This is a genomic window from Cypionkella psychrotolerans (assembly GCF_001294535.1).
Lineage (GTDB): Bacteria > Pseudomonadota > Alphaproteobacteria > Rhodobacterales > Rhodobacteraceae > Cypionkella > Cypionkella psychrotolerans.
The window spans coordinates 115,084-134,951 of sequence record NZ_LGIC01000083.1; the positions used below are offsets into that span (position 1 = coordinate 115,084).

Genomic DNA, 19,868 nt, shown 5'->3' on the forward strand with positions numbered 1-19,868 from the left:
CTCCTCACACCCCGCCATCTTCGTACCCCAAAGCCGCCCGCTGCCCGGACAACAGCGCAGCCAAAGCCCGCTTGCCCCGCGCCGTCAGACTTTCCACCGCTTCCACGCCAATCTGCAAAATCTCGGCAATCTCGGGGTTGCTGAAGCCCTCAATATGCCGCAACACCACCGCTTCCCGCTGCCGCTCGGGCAAGGCCGCCAAAGCCAGATCCAGCGCCGCCATCCGATCCGCCTCGATCATCCCCGCCACAACAGACGCCGCCCCATCCGCAGGTTCCGCCACATCATCCAGCGCCTCGGCCCGCCGCCGCCTACGCGCCCGCAGACGATCCGTGCAGAGATTGGCCACCACCCGGTAAATCCAGGTTGAGACCTTCGCCTCACCCTGCCGCCACTCCGGCGCCACCTTCCACAGCCGCAGCATCGCCTCTTGCGCCACATCCTCGGCCTCAATGCGATCCGCCAGCATCCGCCCGGCATAGCCCAAAACCCGTGGCAACAGCCGCCCAGCCAGCAGCCGTGCGGCATCGGGGTCGCCATGGGCATAGAGCACCACCAGCGCCTCATCGGCCAAGTCTGCAAGGGTATCGCGCGGCATTGTCATCCTGTGATCGGGCTTACCCGGCTTGCTCCGGGCTGGCAATGTTTCGCAACAGATCTGGGTTTCGCTGTGACGTGGGGTCTGCGGCAACAACCGCAAACCCCACCCCTGACGCCCCGATCCCGGCCAAAGCCTCTGGGGATCATCGACCCCAACCCAGATCAGGGCGCCAGATCAGGTTTGATCAGTTCGCCGGATCATCCCCACCATCCGGCCCGCCCATCATGTCATCCTCCATCGCAGAACCATGCTTGCCGTGTTTGCCGTGGCCCTTGCCATGCTTCTCATGCATCGCCTTGCGCGCGGCATCGACCTCATCTTGGGTGACCGCCCCGTCCGCATTGGCGTCGATCCGATCAAACAGCATCTCCGGCCCCGGACGCGCCGCCATCTCAGCCGCGCTCAACAACCCGTCGCCATCCGAGTCCATCTTCTTGACCATCTCCGCCGAGCGCGCCTTGATCCGATCTGTCGAGGCCGCAATCCGCGGGGCCGCCAGCTCATCTGCCGATATCTTGCCATCCGCATTGGCGTCCATCGCCTTGACCTTGGCGGCACGGAACGCCTCTACCTCGGCTTTGGTCACTTTGCCGTCTTTGTCCGCGTCCAAAGTGGCAAAATCAAACCCGCCATGCGGCGTTTGCGGCGGTGTGGCATCCTGCGCATAGGCCGCAGCCCCCATCAAAGCCGCCACCAGAATCAAGGCCGACCCTGCCAGTTTCGGATTGCCCGCCAGTGTGCTGTAGCGCGCTATTTTGCTGTTGATCGCCGTTTTGCTGTTAAGCATGCTGTTCTCCTCAAGCTCGCCGCAGCCTCTGCCATGGCGTTCATACCCAGATAAACGCCGCAGCTTTCGGTTTCCGTCGCGCAGCGCCGCTGGATTTTTTCAGCCCCGCTTGCGACAAAGCACCGCCCCCCCGTGTAAGCACTCAACTTTCGTCCCCACATCGGTTAGAACATGCCTCTCGCATTCAGGATTTTCCGATGACCGACGCCGCCCTGCACCTTACCCCCGATCACGGGACCCTTGATCACCACGCCCATGATCACGACGCTTTCGCCGAGCGTCCGACTTGGCCCGCCCTGCGCCGGGGTTGGGCGCGGCGCTGCCCGAATTGCGGCGCGGGCCCCCTGCTGAAAGGCTATCTGAAGGTGCGCGAAAGCTGTCCGGTGTGTTCCGAGGATTTCACCGCGCAACGCGCCGATGATGGCCCGGCCTACCTCACCATCCTGATCGTCGGCCATCTGATGGCACCGCTCTTGATGTTCGTCTTCGTGAAATACCGCCCCGAGCCTGCCACTTTGGTCACCTTATTCTCCATCGGCACCGTGGCGCTGTCGCTCTATCTGCTGCCGCGCCTGAAAGGCGCGCTGGTCGGGCTGCAATGGGCCAAGCGGATGCACGGCTTTGGCCGCACCATCGCCAACGTCCCCGCCGCACCCGAGCAGCTGTGAGCAACGCCGCAGCCGAGACCATCCGCCCCGCCGCCACCATCGTGCTGTGGCGGCCTGCGGGCACCGGATTTGAGGTGCTGATGGGCCAGCGCGGCCATGCCGCCGCCTTCATGCCCTCGAAGTACGTCTTCCCCGGTGGCGGCGTCGATGCCGAAGATGCCACCGATGCCCAGCCCGGCCTCACTGTCGATTGCGCCCACCGCCTGACGCTGAACTGCCCCGCAGATGCCCCCACACCGGGCACGCTTGCGACCGCAGCCCTGCGCGAGTTGACCGAGGAAACCGGGCTTTCGCTGCCGGGTCCCGCCCCCGGTGCCCTGCGCTTCATGTTCCGCGCCATCACCCCACCGGGCCGCCCGCGCCGCTTTGACGCGCGGTTTTTCCTGACCTCCGCCGCAGGTGTTGCGGGCGACACCGAAACCTTCTCCGACACCCTGACCGAGCTGTCGCACCTGCATTGGATTGGCCTCGCGGCCGCCCGCGCGCTCGATCTGCCCTTCATCACCGAGATCGTCCTCGCCGAAGTGACCGCCCTTTTGCGCGGCCAAACCCAACCCGGCGTGCCGTTCTTCGACAACTCCGGTCCGGTGCCAACCTTCCGCAGGTTGTAAGCAAGCCACCCAGCGTCAAAACCACCCACTTAAGGTCATCCTCTGTGCTCAAATATCCCCGCCGGAGGCACGCGCCGCCAGCCCCCGAAGCCTCCGGCGGGAGTATTTCAAAAAGAGCAATTGGGCAGAAAGGTTAAGACTTCCTGAACGCCGACCCATAACCATTTGAAATAAAACATAATAAAAATTGTCCCGCGTTGGGACCTCCCGGCATCACCCCACCAAAGCCTTCACCCGCGCGGCAAAATCATCGCCCCGCACCTCAAAATTCGGATACTGATCAAACGAGGCCGCCGCCGGGGCCAGCAACACCACCTCCCCCGCCACAGCTTCCTCAGCTGCCCGAGAAACGGCACGCTCCATCGTCTCACAAATCTCATAGGCGGTGTCGCCCAATTCCAGCGCAAAATCGCGCGCCGAATGTCCGATCAGGTAGGCTTTCACCACCGATCCCAGATGCGGCACCAGCCCCGCAATCCCGCCCTCCTTACCCATCCCGCCCGCGATCCAGCGGATCTTCGGAAACGCCTGCAAAGCCTTGGCCGCCGCATCGACATTGGTGGCCTTGCTGTCATTGATAAACCGCACCCCGGCCTTCTCACCGACCAACTGGCTGCGGTGCGGCAACCCCGCAAACGAATGAAACGCCGTCTCAATCAGCTTCGGCCCGATCCCAAGGCTGCGACAGGCCGCGTAGGCCGCGCAAGCATTCTGATGATTATGCGCCCCCGGCAGGCCCGCCACTTCCCTCAAATCCACCGAGGCCACCTGCTTGCCGCGCCGCCATTCCGCCAGAAAGCCTTTGCGGGCAAACACGGCCCAGCCAAACCCCTCCAGCTTCTGCCCCGAGGAAATCCGGATCACCCGGTCATCCTGCGGGCCTTCCGACATCTGGTTGGCCAGAAACCGCCCCTCGACCTCATCCACCCCGATCACCGCGCGATCTGGGCCGCCTTCCGAGAAAAGCCGCCGCTTCGCTGCGAAATAGCCGCCCATCCCGGCGTGGCGGTCCAGATGATCCGGCGAGAGATTGGTGAACACCGCGACATCCGGGGTCAGGCTGCGGGCGAGGTCGGTTTGGTAGGAGGACAGTTCCAGCACCACCACCTCACCATCCTGCGCGGGCTCGATATCCAGCACGCCGCGGCCGATATTGCCCGCCATCTGCGTCGCCCGTCCGGCCACCTCAAGGATATGATGGATCAGCGCCGTCGTGGTGGATTTACCGTTCGATCCGGTCACGCAAATCACCCGGGGGGTGAGGTCGAAATCATCCCATTCCGGGCCAGCAAAGCTGCGGAAGAACAGGCCGATATCGTTGTCGAGCGGCACCCCGACTTCCAAGGCCCGCGCGATCACTTTGTTCGGGGTGGGATAAAGATGCGGGATGCCGGGTGAGGTGATCAGGGCCACCACGCCGTCAAAAGCGCCCGCTCGGGTCAGGTCGGTGCAGGTGAAACCCTCGGCCTCGGCCTTCAAACGGGCCTCGGGGCTGTCGTCCCAGATCAGCGCCTCGGCCCCGCCAGCAGTCAGGGCGCGGGCGGTGGCAAGGCCGGAGCGGCCCAGACCCAGCACGGCCACTTTTTGGCCCTCATAGCCTTTTACGGGAATCATAGCAGCCTCCGGTTTTATCTCGCCCAGACAATGCCCCGAGCCGGGGGGGCGGGGCAAGGCGGCATCTGTCCACGCGTGGACAGAGGGGCGGGGTGTGGTTTATCAAGGGGTTAGGGGTGAGGTGTTAAGAGGTTGTTAGGTTTTTCCCGGCGTGGCGGGGTGAACCCCGCCCTATGATTGGCAAAGGCGTCTGAGGTGAGTCTCCACCGCAACACTATCGCACCACCTCAGGGCGTTTGCCCTTCAAAGCTGGTGACGCGCGCGCTGTGACTCTATGCTGACCCAAGCAGTCAAAAATAAGAAAGTGACCATTATGCAGGTTGTTAGCAAGCACACCCTCGTCGCCCTTAGCCTTGTTCTGGCAAGCTCAGCCGCCCAGGCCGAGATGACAGGCGGGCAGGTTAAGCTGTCGCAATCGGGGTTTACCGATGATTTCTCGGTGGCCAAGACCAATATCAGCGGCTCAGTCGAGCTGGCGTTTGGACCGCAGTTTGGCATGCAGATGGATCTGGGCGTCAATATGCTGAACTTCGCCGATGAGACGGCCACGAATTTCGTGACGCACGGCACCTATAAGCTGGGCGACAGCACGGCCCTTGGCGCGTTTTACGGCATGGATGCGGTGAACGGCGGGCGCACGGATATTTATGGGCTTGAGGCGGCGCAGAATTTTGGCACAGGCGGTGTGCAGGGCTATGTCGCGCATGCCGAAGACGATGGTGGCAGCGGCACGGTGCTGGGTGTCAGCGGCGGCATGGTGATGGGCAATGGCGTGGGCATTGGCGGGTCGCTCGATCACGGCTCGTTTGATGGCACGTCGCTGACACGCTATGGTTTGCGCGGTTCGTTCGGCTTGGGCGAAAGCTCAAAAATGTTCGCGGAGCTTGGGGCGTTGAACACCGATGCTGGATCGGAAACCTATGCCAAGATTGGCGCGACCTATAACTTTGGTGCGAATTCTGGGTTGATGTTTGGCGACCGTAGCCTGTTCAACCTGCTGCCGGGGTCGTGACTTGCTGGCTTTGATCTGGTCAGCAGCATAAATGAAAACGCCTGACGATCGGATCGTCAGGCGTCTTCATTTGTAGGGTGTCGATGCCGTGGCGAAGGGCGGTGGGGTGAACCCCGCCCTACCCATGCCGTGCCGTCTTACCGGACCTTCAGTGTCGCCAGCCCGATCATCGCGAGGATCAGGCTGATGATCCAGAACCGGATGACGATTTGCGGTTCGGCCCAGCCTTTTTTCTCAAAATGATGGTGAATCGGGGCCATCAGGAACACGCGCTTGCCTGTGCGTTTGAAATACAGCACCTGGATGATCACGCTCAGCGCCTCGACCACAAACAGGCCGCCGACGATGGCGAGGACGATTTCGTGCTTGGTGCAGACGGCGATGGCACCAAGGGCGCCGCCGAGGGCGAGTGAGCCGGTGTCGCCCATGAACACCGCCGCCGGGGGGGCGTTGTACCACAGGAAGCCGAGGCCGCCGCCGAACAAAGCGGCGGCGAAAACCAGAAGCTCCCCGGTGCCGGGAACGAAATGCACGCCAAGGTATTCGGCGAAATTATAGTTACCGACGATGTAGGAGATCACCCCCAAGGTGCCGCCCGCAATCATCACCGGCATGATAGCAAGGCCATCAAGCCCATCGGTCAGGTTCACCGCATTGGCGGCCCCGACGATGACAATCATGCCAAAGGGGACGAAAAACACGCCGAAATCCAGCAGCACGTTTTTGAACAGCGGCAATGCCAGTTGGTTGGTGAGCTCGGGCGGATGAAAGCTGGACGCCGCATAGGTCGCCATCGCGGCGATGGCGAGGCCCGCGATCATCCGCACCCGGCCCGAGACGCCTTTGGTGTTTTGCTTGGTGACTTTGGCGTAATCGTCGGCGAAACCGATCAGCCCGAAGGCCAAAGTGACCAGCACCACGATCCAGACATAGGGGTTGTCGAGCCGCGCCCACATCAGAGTGGAGACCATCAGCGCCGACAGGATCAAAAGCCCGCCCATGGTGGGGGTGCCTGCCTTGATGAAATGGCTTTGCGGGCCGTCATCGCGGATCGGTTGGCCCTTGCCTTGCTTGCGGCGCAGAAGATCAATCAGCGGACGGCCAAAGATGAAACCGAAGATGAGGGCGGTGGCAAAGGCGCAACCGGCGCGGAAGGTGATGTAGCGAAACAGGTTGAAGACGTCGCCGCCATCCGAAAACTCGGTGAGCCAATACAGCATTACGCTTCTCCTTGTTGCGCGCGGGACGGCATGACCACGCGCCTTATTGCTTTGTGTCGGGCGCTGGGTGCCCCAATTTGCGCAGGGCGTCAACGATCAGGCTGACTTTTATGCCCTTCGAGCCCTTCACCAGCAGAATATCCCCAGCGTCAATCAGGCTGCGCGGGCGCGCGGCGAGATCTTTGGCGTCAGCCACCCACTCGCCACGCTGGGCGCGCGGGAGTTTGCTCCACAACGACTTCATCCGGGGGCCGACGCAGTGGATCAGGTCGATTTTGTTCAGATGCGGGTGCTGGGCTACGGCTTCATGCAAAGCGATTTCGGTCGGGCCAAGCTCCAGCATGTCACCAAGGATGGCGATGCGGCGGCCCTTGCCGACGCGGCCGATGCCGTCTTGCGGTGTGGCGGCGATCAGCACATCCAAGGCGGCGGCCAGCGAGGTCGGGTTGGCGTTGAAGGCGTCGTCGATCAGATCGAAGCTGGTTTCCTCAACAATATCAAGCTGGATGTGTTCCCGCGTGCCACGACCTGCGGGTGGTTTCCATTGGCCGAGGTCAGAGGCGGCAATCATCGGATCAAGGTTTAGCGCATCAGCGACGGCCAAAGCGCCAAGCCCGTTGGCGGCGAAGTGGCGGCCAGGGGAGAGGACTTTGAACAGGCTCGGGGTGCCCATACGGGTGGCTTTCACGATGGTGGCGGTGTCGCAGAGGGTGACATCGCTCAGGCGGTAGTCGGCGGTGGCGTTGGCACCAAAAGTGATGGCTTTGGCCCCGACTGCGGCGGCTTTGGCTTGCAGGATCGGGGTGATGCTTTGATCGCCGGGGAAAATCGCTGTGCCGCCCGGGCGCAGGCCGTCGAAGATCGCGGCTTTCTCGCGGGCGATGCCTTCCAGATCGTTGAACGCCTCCAGATGCGCCGGGGCGACGATGGTGATCAGGGCGACGTCGAGGTCGGCGAGGCGCGCGAGGGGCGCGATCTCACCGGGGTGGTTCATGCCGATCTCGATCACCGCGAAGTCGGTGTCGGCGGGCATCCGGGCGAGGGTCAGCGGCACGCCCCAGTGGTTGTTATAGCTGGCCTCGGCGGCGTGGGTTTTGCCTTGGCCAGACAGGATGCGGCGGAGCATTTCCTTGGTCGAGGTTTTGCCGACCGATCCGGTGACGCCAACCACTTTGGCGCGGGTGCGGGCGCGGGCGAAAGCGCCCAGCTTTTCAAGCGCTTGCAGCACATCATCGACAATCAGCAAGCGCGCATCGGGGACAACATCGTCGGGGATGTGGGAGACGAGGGCGGCGGCCGCGCCTTTCGCCAAGGCGGTGGCAACGAAATCATGGCCGTCGCGGATGTCTTTCAGCGCCACGAACAGATCGCCGGGCTGAATGGTGCGGGTGTCGATGGAGACTCCGGTGGCGGTCCATATGGCGGTTGAGCGCCCGCCGGTGGCGGTTACTGCGTCGGCAGAGGTCCAAAGCGGATCTAGTTTTGTGGTCATAGCAATCCATCCAGTGCGGCGACGGCGATGCTGGCCTGTTCCACATCGTCAAACGGGTAGATGTTGCCCATGATCACCTGACCGCTCTCATGCCCCTTGCCTGCGACCAGCAAAGCGTCGCCGGGTTGCAGGGCATCGACGGCCAGCAGGATCGCCTCGGCGCGGTCACCGACCTCGTTGGCTTCGGGGCAAGCGGCCATGATGGCGGCACGGATCAGGGCGGGATCTTCGGATCGGGGGTTGTCGTCGGTGACATAGAGCACATCGGCATTGTCGCGGGCAGCCGCCCCCATCAGCGGGCGTTTGGTGGTGTCGCGGTCACCACCTGCGCCGAACACCACGATCACCCGGCCCATCACATGCGGACGCAGGGCGCGCAGGGCGGTTTGCAGGGCGTCGGGCGTATGGGCGTAATCGACAAACACCGAAGCGCCGTTTTTGCGGGTGCCTGCGAGTTGCATCCGCCCCCGCACGCCTGCCAGTTGCGGCAACACGGCGAACACATCGCGCGCGGATTCGCCTGCCCCGATCACCAAGCCAGCGGCCAAAGCCACGTTCTCAGCCTGAAAGCCACCGATCAGGTTCAGGCGCACTTGGTAGGGCGTGCCTTTCCATTCATAGCGCACATCTTGGCCCTTGGCGTCAAAGCGCTGGCCGAGGATGCGCAGATCGCAGCCCTCGCCCGTGCCGACCGAGATTAGGCTTTGCCCCCGCGCCACCGCGATCAGCGCCACCTCATGCCCCTTGGGGTCGTTCATGTTGATCACGGCGCAGCCATCTTCGGGCAGCACGCGGTCGAACAAGGCAGCTTTGGCGGCGAAATAAGCCTCGAACGTGTGGTGATAATCGAGGTGGTCTTGGGTGAAGTTGGTAAAACCCGCCGCCTTCAGCCGCACGCCATCCATCCGGCGCTGATCAAGCCCGTGAGAGGAAGCCTCCATCGCGGCATGGGTGACGCCCTCTGCCGCCGCGAGGCTCAGCATCCGGTGCAAAGTGATGGGGTCAGGCGTGGTATGGGCAGAGGGAGCCGACCATGCGCCTTCAACCCCGGTGGTGCCGATGTTGATCGCGGCATGGCCCAAAGCCATCCAGATCTGGCGCGCAAAGGTCGCCACGGATGTTTTGCCGTTGGTGCCAGTCACGGCGATCATCGTGGCGGGCTGGCTGCCGAACCACAGCGCTGCGGCGCGGGCAATCGCCTCGCGCGGGTCTTCTGCGACGACCAACGCCGCGTCAGAACCCGCCAAAGCCTCGGCTGCCAGCTTTGCGCCTGCCGCATCGGTCAAGATCGCCGCAGCCCCCTTGGCCAAGGCCAGTTCGATGTAGCTTGCGCCATGCACCGCAGTGCCCGGCATGGCGGCGAACAGGAAACCATCCTCTACCGCGCGGCTATCCAGCGTGATGCCCGTCAGAACCGGGTTGCGGCCTTCGCGGGCGGTCAGGCCCAAATCTGCGAGTGTTTTTGTCCGATCTGCCACGACATGCCCCCAAGCTTAATTCTTGACGGCTACTAGCCCATCCAAGCTGGCGGCTTCAACCTGTGGCCGCATCCCCAGCAAAGGCGCTGCACGGCGGATGATCTCGGCAGCAACCGGAACGGCGGTCCAACCCGCGGTGCGGCGCGGTTTTGATCCGGTATTTTCCGAAGGCTCGTCCAGCGTCACCACCAGCACATATTTCGGATCATTGGCCGGGAAGACGCTCGCAAACGTGTTCACAACCTTATCCTTGATATAGCCGCCGCCGCGCTTGGTTTTCTCGGCGGTGCCGGTCTTGCCCGCCACCGCATAGCCCGGCACATCGCCCAAACTGGCGGTGCCTTCGGTGACCACCCGGCGCATCATGCTGACGGCCAGAAGGGCAACACGTTTCGACAGGATCCTCTCCCCCTGCATCGGCTCGGTGCGCTTCAGCAGCGTCGGCGTCACCTTTATGCCGCCATTGGCGATGCTGGCGTAGGCGGTGGCAAGGTTCAGCGGGCTACCCGAGATACCATGGCCATAGGCGGCGGTGATGGTGACGATTTCCGGCCAACGCGCCGGGCGCAAAGGTTTCGCGCCCTTCGCCTCGACCAGTTCCACCGGAGAGGCATCAAACAAGCCCAATGATTTCAGAAAGGCCTGCTGACGCTCGCCGCCGATCATCATTGCGATATGGGCGGTGCCGACGTTGGAGGATTTCGCAATGATATCAGACACTGACAGCAGCGGGCCGTAGTTGTGGCCCTCAAACTCATTGATCTTGAACTTGCCGTAATACATCGGCGCATTGGCATCGACGAGGGTTTCTGGTGTCACCAAACCCAGCTCAATCGCTTGCGAAGCCGCGAAGATTTTGAAGGTTGAGCCCAGCTCATAGACGCCTTGCACCGCGCGGTTGAACAACGGGCTGTCAGACGGATCGCCCGAGGTCGGGTTGGCGGGGCGGTCGTTCGGATCGAAGGTCGGGCCAGCAGCAAGCGCCACGATTTCGCCGGTGTTCACATCCATCAGAATCGCCGCGCCACCCTTGGCGTTCATCATGGTGATGCCCGCGCCTAGCACATCCTCGACCGCCGCCTGTACGGTGATATCCAGCGAAGTGACCAAGGGCGTGCCGGCTTGCGCTGGATCACGCAAGCGCGCGTCTTCAAATTTCTCAAGCCCGGCGGTGCCGATCACTTCGGCGCTGTTCACGCCTTCTGCGCCAAAGGACGAGCCACCCAGCACATGCGCGGCGAGGGTGCCATTGGGGTAAAGCCGCATCTCACGCGGGCCAAACAGCAGGCCGGGGTCGCCGATTTCATGCACCAGTTGCATTTGTTCGGGGCTGAGAACCTTGCGCACCCAGAGGAAGCTGCGGCCATCAGTAAAGCGGCGCAGCAGGGCTTTTTCATCCAGATCGGGGAAGATCGCGGCGAGTTCTTTCGCCACCCGCGCCGGGTCGATCAGATCGCGGGTTTGGACGTACAGCGCATGGGTCAGCATGTTGGTGGCCAGAATCCGGCCATTGCGGTCAACGATATCGGCGCGGCCTGCGTCAATTTCCGCCCCTGCGGAAGCCGTGCGCGGCTCGACCGGTTCCGAGGCCGCAATCGTGCCCATCCGCGCGCCGATCAGGGTGAAGGCGCCGAAAAAGCACAAGGCGAGGATGACAAGGCGCACCTGAGCGCTGCCACGGGATTTGTCGCGCAGGACTTCGTGGCGCAAGCGCAAGTTCTCGCGCTCGATGCTGTCGGGGTTCTCACCCTTTTGGCGGGCGTTCAGAATACGGGCCAGTGGGCGCAAAGGCGTGCGGGTCATGGCGTTTGCTCCCCTTCTGTCGCGGCAAGCGTGCCAGACACCATTTCACCGCCCGCAATCGGCAGATTGGTGATCAAAGGTGCTGGCGGGAAGGCGATTTGTGCGGTGACACCGAATTGCTGCGGCACCATAGGCAGCAGGCCAAGGCGGTCAAAGTTCAGTGTCGCCAGATCGCGCAGCCGTTCGGGGCGATTGAGATACGCCCATTCGGCGCGCTCGATCGACAGGCTTTCGCGCAGAGAGCCGATTTCGTTCTGCAAATCAGTCACATCGCGCAATGCGGCTTGGGTCGCGTAATTCTCACGATAGGCCCAAAACCCCAACGCCATCACGGCGAGAAACGACAGAACGTAAAGCACAGGGCGCATGGCTTAGCGGTGTCCTTTTTTGTTGGAAGGTTTCGGCAGATCGGGGGCGTTCAGCGCCGCACCTTCAATGTCTTTGGCAGGCGCTGCGGTGCGCCGTGCGACGCGCAGCTTGGCCGAACGCGCGCGCGGGTTTTCTTCGAGTTCAAGGTCATCCGGGCCAATCGCCTTGCGGGTGACCAATTCAAACCGCGCGGTGGTGTTTTCTTTGACGGGCGCATAGCGGTTGGAGTTCGGCTCCTCGCCCGCTGCCTGTTGGAAGAAGCGTTTCACCACGCGGTCTTCCAGCGAATGGAAGGTGACGACGGCCAGCAGCCCGCCGGGTTTCAGCGCCCGTTCTGCGGCCAGAAGCCCCTGCACCAACTGGGTAAATTCCTCGTTCACCGCGATACGCAAGGCTTGGAAAGACCGCGTGGCGGGGTGGCTTTGCCCCGGCTTCGGGCGCGGCAGGCATTTCGCGACAATCTCGGCCAGCCGCAACGTCGTGACAATCGGCTCAGCGCGCTGTTCGACAATCGCATGGGCGATCCGGCGCGAGGCGCGTTCTTCACCGAAATGATACAGGATATCGGCGAGGCGCTGCTCAGTGGCGGTGTTGACGATATCCGCTGCCGACTCGCCCGATTGGCTCATCCGCATGTCCAAGGGGCCGTCTTTCTGAAACGAAAATCCACGTTCGGCCTGATCAATCTGCATCGACGACACGCCGAGATCGAGCACAACGCCATCGAGCAATTCCCCGGCATGTTGATCCATGTCCGAGAAATTCCCTGCCACCAGCCGCAGTTTGTCACCGTATTCCCCCGCCCAAGGCGCCGCCATTTCCAGCGCCAAAGGGTCACGGTCGACGCCAATCACACAATCGGCGCCTGCCTCCAGCAAACCCTTGGTATAGCCGCCTGCCCCAAAGGTGCCGTCCAGCCACAGCCCACGCACCGGGGCGACAGCGGCCAACAAAGGCCGCAACAATACGGGGATATGCGGAGAGCGGCCGATGTTCTGGTCGCGGATCGGGTCCATGTCAGCCCGCCCGCGCAGCCCGGCCGACAAGGGCCAAGGGATCGACACCATCATCGTCGTCATCATTGAATTCGGCGTCGTAGACCTCACGACGATACAGCTTGAAGCGGTTGGTGTAGCCCGCAAAAGCCGCCTCGCCAGCAATATCGTCTGCCGAAAAGCCCATCTTGGCGCGCACTTTCAGCGGCAAAACGATCCGGCCATCGGGCTCAATCTCGACCATCACCGAGCGCGAAATCAAATCGCGCTCTGCCTTATCGCGGTCGTCCGAACCCAGTTCCATTGCTTCGATCTTGGCGGCCAATGCATCGGCCCCCGACTTCGAGTAACACTCGACGAAATTGCGGCTTTTGCCGCCATAAACCATGTAAACCTTGGGGCGCGCATCATCAGAGGAGGGGTCTTCTGCTTCCAGAATGCGGCGGAAGGCTGCTGGGATGGATACCCGCGCCTTGCTGTCTACCTTCTGGTAGAACTCGCCTCTGAACGCCTCACTCACCATCGGCCTTTCGGCTCCTTTTGGGGTTTTCAACCCCTGAAATAGAAAAGGCGGACCGAGCTGCTGCCACTGCTCGATCCGCCGTCTGTCCCATCGCTGGGCGTCCTGCTGCGCTTGCCACCTGGGGGAGATGTCTGCTCGCTCGCGCGCCGGATCTGTCAAAGTTGGAAAGGCGGGGTGCCTGTATGAGCCTGTCTTTTTCGCCTTGTTCGGGGTCTTCAGCCGCCCCTGCTTTTTTGTCCCGCCGTTCCGTCTTCGTGAGATAGGGATGCCATGGGATTTCATGGGAAGCAATGGAAATCTTTGGGTGAATGTGGGGAATATCTTGTTTTCGGGTCGAGCGAAAAACAGCATCTTGTGGCTCGGGATGCTAAATTTAGGCAGTAACGCCGCTTTCACAGCGGCGTGAACACTAGATATAGATTTTCAGAAATCTCTCCGCAGGCTCCCATGATTTCCCAAAAATTTTCGGGCGCTTGCAGAAATCACCCAGATGTTGCGCAGAAGCTGGCCGAATCGACGGTTGATTACCACGCAGAAACGCAAAAAACCGGAGTTTCCCCCGGTTTTCCCATGATTTCCCAGATGAAGTGATTCGCCGCAGCGGCTTTCCCATGAAGTCCCATTTGGGATCAGCGGAGGCTGGGGATTCAACCCAGCCTCGTCACCATACCGCGCTCGATGCGTTGAAAACCCAAGCCTAGGCCATGCCACCCGCGATCAGCCTTTGCGCCAAGCGCGCATAGGCCTGCGCATGCGGGCTGTCGCCGACCGCAATCGGCACCCCCGCATCCCCCGCCAGACGCACATCTATAGACAGCGGCAATTCACCCAAGAACGGCAGGTCCAGCCGCTTGGCCTCTGCCGCCACGCCGCCATGGCCGAACAGGTGTTCCTCATGGCCGCAATTCGGGCAGATGTAGGTCGACATGTTCTCGATCAGCCCCAGCACCGGGGTTTTCAGCTTCTGGAACATATCCAGCGCCTTGCGGGCATCCAGCAAAGCCACGTCCTGCGGGGTGGAGACCACAATCGCCCCGGTCAGATGCGTGCGCTGACACAGTGTCAGTTGAATATCGCCGGTGCCCGGTGGCAGGTCGATGATCAGCACATCCAACTCACCCCAAGCCACCTGCCCCAACAACTGCTGCAACGCGCCCATCAGCATCGGGCCACGCCAGATCACCGCCTCATCTTCCTTCAGCATCAGGCCGATGGACATCATGGTGACGCCATGCGCGTGCAACGGCTCAATAATCTTGCCATCAGGGCTGGCCGGGCGTTTGTTCACCCCCATCATCCGCGGCTGGCTGGGGCCATATATATCAGCATCCAGCAAGCCTACCCGTCGCCCCTGTTTCGCCAAGGCGACCGCAAGATTGGAAGACACGGTGGATTTGCCCACCCCGCCCTTGCCCGAACCAATCGCGATAATCCGGTCCACGCCTGCAATCCGCGCAGGGCCGCCCTGATGCGGCGTCGGGTGCTGGCCGATCTTCACAGCGCCGGGATTTGCACCCAACATTGGCGGCGGCGCCGTAGCCGGTTTCGGCGCGGGGCCGTGCGCCGTCATCACCGCCTGCACATCCGTCACCCCCGGCAGCGCCTTCACCGCCATCTCTGCCGCCACCTGCGCCGGGGCCAGATCGCGCGCCTCGGCAGGCGTCGGCGCTTCAATAACGAATCGCACGAGGCCACCTTCGACCATCACCGCCCGCACCAGATCGCGCGACACCAGCGTGCCGCCAGGCACCTGCACCCGCGCCAGAACCGCCATCACCTCATCCCGAGTCACGCTCATTGTTTTTCCTTCGCCCGCATTTTAGTTTGTATGCTATCTAAATCAGCAGTTGCGCACCACAAAGTTGTGCGCTTTACCAGAAAGGGCAAGCCCTGTTGACCAAACGCTCAAATATTCAGCGAAGCGCCTGTTAAGTATGAATATTTTACGACACTAAGCCATGCGTGTGCCGCATGGCAGCATTGATCACTCAGACTATTGTGCAGTTGCAGCATTTGCCCCATGTTATCGATAACAGCGGAACAGAAGGGTTTAGGCATCCGGCCAAGACCAACCGCTCGCAGAACAAAAAGTGAGGCTATCATGGCATATGTGAATTCAACCCGCGCCGTCCAAGTATCGGCAACCGACCGTATCTCGGGCATCTTTGCTTCGATCTCGGCAATGCTGGCACGCCGTCGGGTCTATGACCGCACCATCCGCGAATTGCGTCAGCTGACCGACCGTGAGCTGTCCGATCTGGGCATCGCCCGTTCGCTGATCACCGAAATCGCTCGTGAGGCAGCTTACGGCAAGTAATCCCTGAACCGGCCGCTACCTCCTCCCAGCGGCTTGGTTTCACGGCGCGGCGGCGCTCAACTCCTCCCTTGCGCCGTCGCCTTTTTATTCTCTTCGATGAGCCTTCTCCTACCTTAGGCTCTCGGAAGTCGGGTTTCGTGTTTGACTTATGGCAAAAACGAAATCCGACGGTGGCGATCTGGTCTCCTTCCTCAGATCGTCGCGCCCTATTCGTCGGGCCAAACCTCCTCCCTTGGCCCTGTCGATCCGGCAGCGATCCCGTCCTCCTCCCTGGGATCGCTGCCACCCTATTCGCGCGGCCCACCTCCTCCCGGGCCTGTGTGATCAGGCGGTGATCCAACCTCCTCCCTGGATCACCGCCACCCTATTTTCTTCGATGAGCCTTCTCCTCCCTTAGGCTCTCGGACACGCGGCGATCTGTTCTCCTCCCTCAGATCGTCGCACCCTATTCGCGCGGCCCACCTCCTCCCGGGCCTGTGTGATCAGGCAGCGGCCCTTACCTCCTCCCTAGGGTCGCTGCCGCTTTAATTCCCCGGCCCACCTCCTCCCGGGCAGCGCATCATAAGTTCGAGCGGCCAACCTCCTCCCTGGCCTGCACGATTTGGCGGCACCCTTTCCTCCTCCCTAGGGTGCCGCCTTCCTCATCCCCTTGCATCCGCCGATCCGCCCCACGATACTCTGGCTGCGGCAAAACAGGCGGGCTCATGCGGATTTCTATGCTTTCAGCGGCGCTCGTGGCCGCCTTGGTCGGCTACGGCTCTACCATCGCCCTCGTGCTTTCCGCCGCCGCAGCCCTCGGTGCCAGCCCTGCGCAAACCGCCAGCTGGGTGTTCGCAATCTGCATCGCCAAGGCAGTGGGATCGGCCTATCTCAGCTATGCAAACCGCATCCCCGTCGTACTGGCGTGGTCCACCCCTGGCGCCGCGCTGATCGCCGCCACCAGCGGCATCAGCATGGCCGAGGCTGTGGGTGCTTTCGTGCTCGCGGGCGTGCTGATCGCCTTGACCGGAGCCTTGCGCCCCTTGGGTCGCCTCGTAGCGCTGATCCCGGACGGAGTCGCCGCAGGAATGCTCGCAGGCGTGCTGTTGCCGTTCTGTCTGAAGGGCAGCCTCGCCGCCCAAAGCCTGCCCGGCTTGGTGTTCCCAATGATCGCGGTGTTTCTGCTGGTGCGGCTGAAAAACCCCGCCCTCGCCGTGCTGGCGGCGCTCGCCACTGGGCTGATCCTTGCCTTCGTGACCGGAGCAGCACACCTGCCGCAGCTTTCCCTGCCGCTGCCGACCCTGACTTTCATCCCGCCAGCGTTCCGGCTGGATGTGCTGTTGGGCCTCGGCCTGCCGCTGTATCTGGTGACGATGGCCTCGCAAAACCTGCCCGGCTTCGCCACGCTGCGCGCCGCCGGATACGAGCCCCCCGTCGGCCCCGCCCTAATCACTACTGGCGGGATTTCCGCCATAGCTGGCCTGTTTGGCGCACATACGATCAGCATGGCCGCGATCACGGCGGCGATTTGCCTCGGTGACGACACCCACCCCGACCGCACCCAGCGCTGGAAGGTCGGCCTGGTCTATGCTGGATTCTGGGTCATGCTGGGCTTGCTCGGCCCGTTGATCCTGCCGATTCTGGCCGCCCTGCCACCCGCGTTGATGACAGCTTTGGTGGCTTTGGCGCTGCTTGGGCCGCTGATGGGCGCACTGACCGGGGCTTTCACCCCACCGCACACCCGCTTTGCCGCGACGGTGACCTTGGCAGGGACGGCATCAGGAGTCGCCGCTTTCGGGATTGGAGCCGCGTTCTGGGGCTTGCTGGCAGGTCTGGCCGTTTATGCTTTGGAGCGGTTCAAGCCTACTGCCTAACCTCGACACCAAACCGAAATTCGCCACGAATTTCGTGCCGGAATTTCTCAAATTCCGCCCTGCTTTACCCGGTCCGCCCTAAAACGGCACGTCATCGACCTGATGCGCCGGCACCACCCAGCGCGCCACGATCATCTTCGATCCGGCATGATCAAATTCGATGCTCAGCTTATCGCCCTCAATGCCCATAATCTCGCCATAGCCGAACTTTGTGTGAAACACCCGGTCGCCGATGATGTAAGATGACAAAGCCTGCGCATCAATTGTCACATTGCGCGCCTCACGCGGTTGGCTGACCCCACGCTGCGCCGAGCGGTCCTGCATCCGCTTCCACCCCGGCGAGTTATAGACATCCGCCTTCACCGCCCGATCTTCCAGCGCCGCGCCATAAGACGGGGCCGCAGCCCCATAACCACCCCGATGCAGGCTGGGTGGCGTCAGCACTTCGACGTGCTTTTCGGGCAATTCGTCAATGAAACGGCTGGGCAACTGGCTTTGCCACTGGCCATACACCCGCCTATTCGACGCGAAAGAAATCGTGCACAACGCCTCCGCCCGCGTGATGCCGACATAGGCCAGACGGCGTTCTTCCTCCAAGCCCTTCTTGCCGCTCTCATCCATCGAGCGTTGGCTCGGGAACAACCCATCCTCCCAACCGGGCAAAAAGACCACCGGGAATTCCAAACCCTTAGCGGCGTGCAGCGTCATGATCGACACTTTCTCCGCCGCTTCCTCGTTGTCATTCTCCATGATCAGGCTGACATGTTCGAGGAAGCCTTGCAGGCTGTCGAACTGCTCCAACGCCTTCACCAGTTCTTTCAGGTTCTCCAACCGCCCCGGCGCTTCCGGCGTTTTGTCGTTCTGCCACATCGAGACATAGCCGGATTCCTCAAGAATAACCTCGGCCAGCCGCACATGGCTGAGATCATTCGCAGGCGGCGTATCCGGCAGCATCGGCTCGATCAGCGCATCTTCGGGCGGCACAACCCGCGCGCCGGTCAAAGCCGCGTGCCAGCGATCCACGCCTTCAACAAAGCCGCGCAACTGCCCGGCCCCCTTGCCGCCAATGCCACCGCGCGCGACCAGACTGCGCGCGCCATCCAGCAGCGGCAGCGCCTGCCCGCGCGCCTCGCGTTGAATATCCTGCTGCGCCTTGTCGCCAAGCCCGCGCTTCGGCAGGTTCACCACCCGCTCAAACGCCAGATCATCCTCCGGGGAAACCGCCAGCCGGAAATACGCCATCGCATCGCGAATTTCCTGGCGTTCATAGAACCGAGGCCCGCCGATCACCCGATACGGCAACCCGATGGTCAGAAACCGATCCTCAAACGCCCGCATCTGATGGCTGGCGCGCACCAAAATCGCCATGCCGTTCAATGAGGTCGCCTCAATCCCGCGCCGTCCGCGCTGCGCCGCCTCAATCTCCTCACCGATCCAGCGGGCTTCTTCCTCGCCATCCCAATGGCCGATCAGCCGCACCTTTTCGCCCTGTGCGCCCGCCGTCCACAGCGTCTTGCCCAAACGGTCAGCATTGGCGGCGATGATGCCCGAAGCGGCGGCGAGAATATGCGCGGTCGAGCGGTAATTCTGCTCCAGCCGCACCACCTTGGCGCCCGGAAAATCCTTCTCAAACCGCAGGATGTTGCCAACCTCAGCCCCGCGCCAGCCGTAGATCGACTGATCATCATCGCCGACACAGCAGATGTTGCGATGGCCCTGCGCCAAGAGCCGCAGCCAGAGATATTGCGCAACGTTGGTGTCTTGGTATTCGTCGACGAGGATGTATTTGAACCAGCGCTGATACTGCGCCAGCACATCTTCATGCTTCTGGAAAATCACCACGCAATGCAGCAGCAGATCGCCAAAATCGGTGGCGTTCAGGGTGCGCAGCCGCTCTTGATACTGGGCATACAGTTCCGTGCCACGGTTGTTGTAGGCCGAAGCCTCCGACGACGGCACTCGGTCCGGCGTCATCGCGCGGTTCTTCCAGCTATCAATCATCGAGGCCAACATCCGCGCGGGCCAACGTTTTTCGTCGATATTCGCCGCCGCAATCAACTGCTTCAGCAGCCGCAACTGATCATCTGTATCCAGAATGGTGAAGTTGCTCTTTAACCCCACCAGTTCGGCATGACGGCGCAATATCTTCACCGACAGCGAGTGAAACGTGCCCATCCACGCCATGCCCTCGGCGACATCGCCCAGCAAGCGCCCGACCCGCAGCTTCATCTCACGCGCGGCTTTGTTGGTGAAGGTCACCGACAGGATCTCACGCGGGCTCGCCTTGCCCATGTTCAAAAGATGCACGATCCGCGAGGTCAGCGCCTTGGTCTTGCCCGTCCCCGCCCCCGCCAGCATCAAAACCGGGCCGTCCAAAGCCTCGACCGCTTCACGCTGCGCCGGGTTCAGATCGTCGAGATAGGGTGCAGGCCGCGCTGCCCCTCGGCCAAGGGCGCGCTGTGACAGCGGCACCGCCGCCGCAAAAGCATCTTCGTCATCGGTCCAGCTCATCGCGCCAACTTAGC

At 62.3% G+C, this 19,868-nt stretch carries 17 protein-coding genes; 5 read left to right on the plus strand and 12 right to left on the minus strand.

From position 1 onward, the window contains the following. Nucleotides 1-4: 4 nt before the first annotated feature. Nucleotides 5-604, minus strand: a complete 600-nt coding sequence (locus AKV04_RS19070; protein ID WP_054007988.1) for an RNA polymerase sigma factor — start codon at nt 602-604, stop codon at nt 5-7. A 181-nt stretch (nt 605-785) separates the two neighbouring features. Further along, the gene (locus AKV04_RS19075; RefSeq protein ID WP_235815712.1) at nt 786-1,388 is read right to left on the minus strand and encodes an EF-hand domain-containing protein; all 603 of its coding nucleotides are present in this window, start codon (nt 1,386-1,388) and stop codon (nt 786-788) included. A gap of 197 nt (nt 1,389-1,585) precedes the next feature. On the opposite strand from AKV04_RS19075, the gene AKV04_RS19080 reads away from it, so the two are divergent. Further along, entirely contained in the window at nt 1,586-2,056 is a 471-nt protein-coding gene (locus tag AKV04_RS19080) for a DUF983 domain-containing protein (protein WP_082351744.1), read from the plus strand. After that, the gene (locus tag AKV04_RS19085) at nt 2,053-2,667 is read left to right on the plus strand and encodes an NUDIX hydrolase (protein WP_054007989.1); all 615 of its coding nucleotides are present in this window, start codon (nt 2,053-2,055) and stop codon (nt 2,665-2,667) included. The genes AKV04_RS19080 and AKV04_RS19085 overlap by 4 nt, the downstream gene beginning before the upstream one ends. 213 nt (nt 2,668-2,880) lie before the next feature. On the opposite strand, the gene murD is transcribed toward AKV04_RS19085, so the two are convergent. After that, the gene (gene murD, locus AKV04_RS19090) at nt 2,881-4,281 is read right to left on the minus strand and encodes a UDP-N-acetylmuramoyl-L-alanine--D-glutamate ligase (protein ID WP_054007990.1); all 1,401 of its coding nucleotides are present in this window, start codon (nt 4,279-4,281) and stop codon (nt 2,881-2,883) included. 313 nt (nt 4,282-4,594) lie between these two features. Here murD and AKV04_RS19095 point away from each other — a divergent pair, with 313 nt between their 5' ends. Beyond that, on the plus strand, nt 4,595-5,293 hold the full coding sequence (locus tag AKV04_RS19095) for a hypothetical protein (RefSeq protein WP_156317683.1): 699 nt from the start codon (nt 4,595-4,597) through the stop codon (nt 5,291-5,293). A gap of 137 nt (nt 5,294-5,430) precedes the next feature. On the opposite strand, the gene mraY is transcribed toward AKV04_RS19095, so the two are convergent. From mraY to AKV04_RS19135, 8 genes are all read right to left on the minus strand, one after another. Continuing rightward, nucleotides 5,431-6,513, minus strand: a complete 1,083-nt coding sequence (gene mraY, locus AKV04_RS19100) for a phospho-N-acetylmuramoyl-pentapeptide-transferase (RefSeq protein ID WP_054007992.1) — start codon at nt 6,511-6,513, stop codon at nt 5,431-5,433. 43 nt (nt 6,514-6,556) lie between these two features. Continuing rightward, a complete protein-coding gene (locus AKV04_RS19105; protein ID WP_054007993.1) occupies nt 6,557-8,005 on the minus strand; it encodes a UDP-N-acetylmuramoyl-tripeptide--D-alanyl-D-alanine ligase in 1,449 nt (482 codons plus the stop codon). Beyond that, nucleotides 8,002-9,483 (minus strand): UDP-N-acetylmuramoyl-L-alanyl-D-glutamate--2,6-diaminopimelate ligase, encoded by a 1,482-nt coding sequence (locus tag AKV04_RS19110; protein WP_054007994.1) that lies wholly within the window; start codon nt 9,481-9,483, stop codon nt 8,002-8,004. Before AKV04_RS19110 ends, AKV04_RS19105 begins: the two co-directional genes overlap by 4 nt. A 15-nt stretch (nt 9,484-9,498) precedes the next feature. Then, nucleotides 9,499-11,286: a peptidoglycan D,D-transpeptidase FtsI family protein gene (locus tag AKV04_RS19115; protein WP_054007995.1), complete on the minus strand. Its 1,788-nt coding sequence runs from the start codon at nt 11,284-11,286 to the stop codon at nt 9,499-9,501. Then, entirely contained in the window at nt 11,283-11,654 is a 372-nt protein-coding gene (ftsL, locus tag AKV04_RS19120) for a cell division protein FtsL (RefSeq protein WP_054007996.1), read from the minus strand. Before ftsL ends, AKV04_RS19115 begins: the two co-directional genes overlap by 4 nt. Before the next feature lie 3 nt (nt 11,655-11,657). Further along, a complete protein-coding gene (gene rsmH / locus AKV04_RS19125) occupies nt 11,658-12,671 on the minus strand; it encodes a 16S rRNA (cytosine(1402)-N(4))-methyltransferase RsmH (protein WP_082351753.1) in 1,014 nt (337 codons plus the stop codon). A 1-nt stretch (nt 12,672) separates the two neighbouring features. Beyond that, nucleotides 12,673-13,170 carry a division/cell wall cluster transcriptional repressor MraZ gene (locus tag AKV04_RS26515; RefSeq protein ID WP_162232914.1) on the minus strand — a complete coding sequence of 166 codons (498 nt, stop codon included), beginning with the start codon at nt 13,168-13,170 and terminating at the stop codon, nt 12,673-12,675. Nucleotides 13,171-13,870: 700 nt separating this feature from the next. Continuing rightward, nucleotides 13,871-14,971, minus strand: a complete 1,101-nt coding sequence (locus AKV04_RS19135) for an Mrp/NBP35 family ATP-binding protein (protein ID WP_054007998.1) — start codon at nt 14,969-14,971, stop codon at nt 13,871-13,873. 303 nt (nt 14,972-15,274) lie between these two features. Here AKV04_RS19135 and AKV04_RS19140 point away from each other — a divergent pair, with 303 nt between their 5' ends. Together AKV04_RS19140 and AKV04_RS19145 are read left to right on the plus strand one after the other, a co-directional pair. After that, entirely contained in the window at nt 15,275-15,490 is a 216-nt protein-coding gene (locus tag AKV04_RS19140) for a DUF1127 domain-containing protein (protein WP_054007999.1), read from the plus strand. Between the two features lie 704 nt (nt 15,491-16,194). Further along, complete coding sequence (locus AKV04_RS19145) at nt 16,195-17,343, plus strand: benzoate/H(+) symporter BenE family transporter (protein ID WP_054008000.1); 1,149 nt, start codon at nt 16,195-16,197, stop codon at nt 17,341-17,343. A gap of 78 nt (nt 17,344-17,421) precedes the next feature. On the opposite strand, the gene AKV04_RS19150 is transcribed toward AKV04_RS19145, so the two are convergent. Beyond that, nucleotides 17,422-19,854, minus strand: a complete 2,433-nt coding sequence (locus AKV04_RS19150) for an ATP-dependent helicase (RefSeq protein WP_054008001.1) — start codon at nt 19,852-19,854, stop codon at nt 17,422-17,424. Nucleotides 19,855-19,868 lie beyond the last annotated feature (14 nt).

Coding starts and splice junctions, on each gene's coding strand:
- AKV04_RS19070 (WP_054007988.1), bottom strand. CDS start 604: ATGACAATGCCGCGCGATACCCTTGCAGACTTGGCCGATGAGGCGCTG.
- AKV04_RS19075 (WP_235815712.1), bottom strand. CDS start 1,388: ATGCTTAACAGCAAAACGGCGATCAACAGCAAAATAGCGCGCTACAGC.
- AKV04_RS19080 (WP_082351744.1), top strand. CDS start 1,586: ATGACCGACGCCGCCCTGCACCTTACCCCCGATCACGGGACCCTTGAT.
- murD (WP_054007990.1), bottom strand. CDS start 4,281: ATGATTCCCGTAAAAGGCTATGAGGGCCAAAAAGTGGCCGTGCTGGGT.
- AKV04_RS19095 (WP_156317683.1), top strand. CDS start 4,595: ATGCAGGTTGTTAGCAAGCACACCCTCGTCGCCCTTAGCCTTGTTCTG.
- mraY (WP_054007992.1), bottom strand. CDS start 6,513: ATGCTGTATTGGCTCACCGAGTTTTCGGATGGCGGCGACGTCTTCAAC.
- AKV04_RS19105 (WP_054007993.1), bottom strand. CDS start 8,005: ATGACCACAAAACTAGATCCGCTTTGGACCTCTGCCGACGCAGTAACC.
- AKV04_RS19115 (WP_054007995.1), bottom strand. CDS start 11,286: ATGACCCGCACGCCTTTGCGCCCACTGGCCCGTATTCTGAACGCCCGC.
- ftsL (WP_054007996.1), bottom strand. CDS start 11,654: ATGCGCCCTGTGCTTTACGTTCTGTCGTTTCTCGCCGTGATGGCGTTG.
- rsmH (WP_082351753.1), bottom strand. CDS start 12,671: ATGGACCCGATCCGCGACCAGAACATCGGCCGCTCTCCGCATATCCCC.
- AKV04_RS19135 (WP_054007998.1), bottom strand. CDS start 14,971: ATGAGCGTGACTCGGGATGAGGTGATGGCGGTTCTGGCGCGGGTGCAG.
- AKV04_RS19140 (WP_054007999.1), top strand. CDS start 15,275: ATGGCATATGTGAATTCAACCCGCGCCGTCCAAGTATCGGCAACCGAC.
- AKV04_RS19145 (WP_054008000.1), top strand. CDS start 16,195: ATGCGGATTTCTATGCTTTCAGCGGCGCTCGTGGCCGCCTTGGTCGGC.
- AKV04_RS19150 (WP_054008001.1), bottom strand. CDS start 19,854: ATGAGCTGGACCGATGACGAAGATGCTTTTGCGGCGGCGGTGCCGCTG.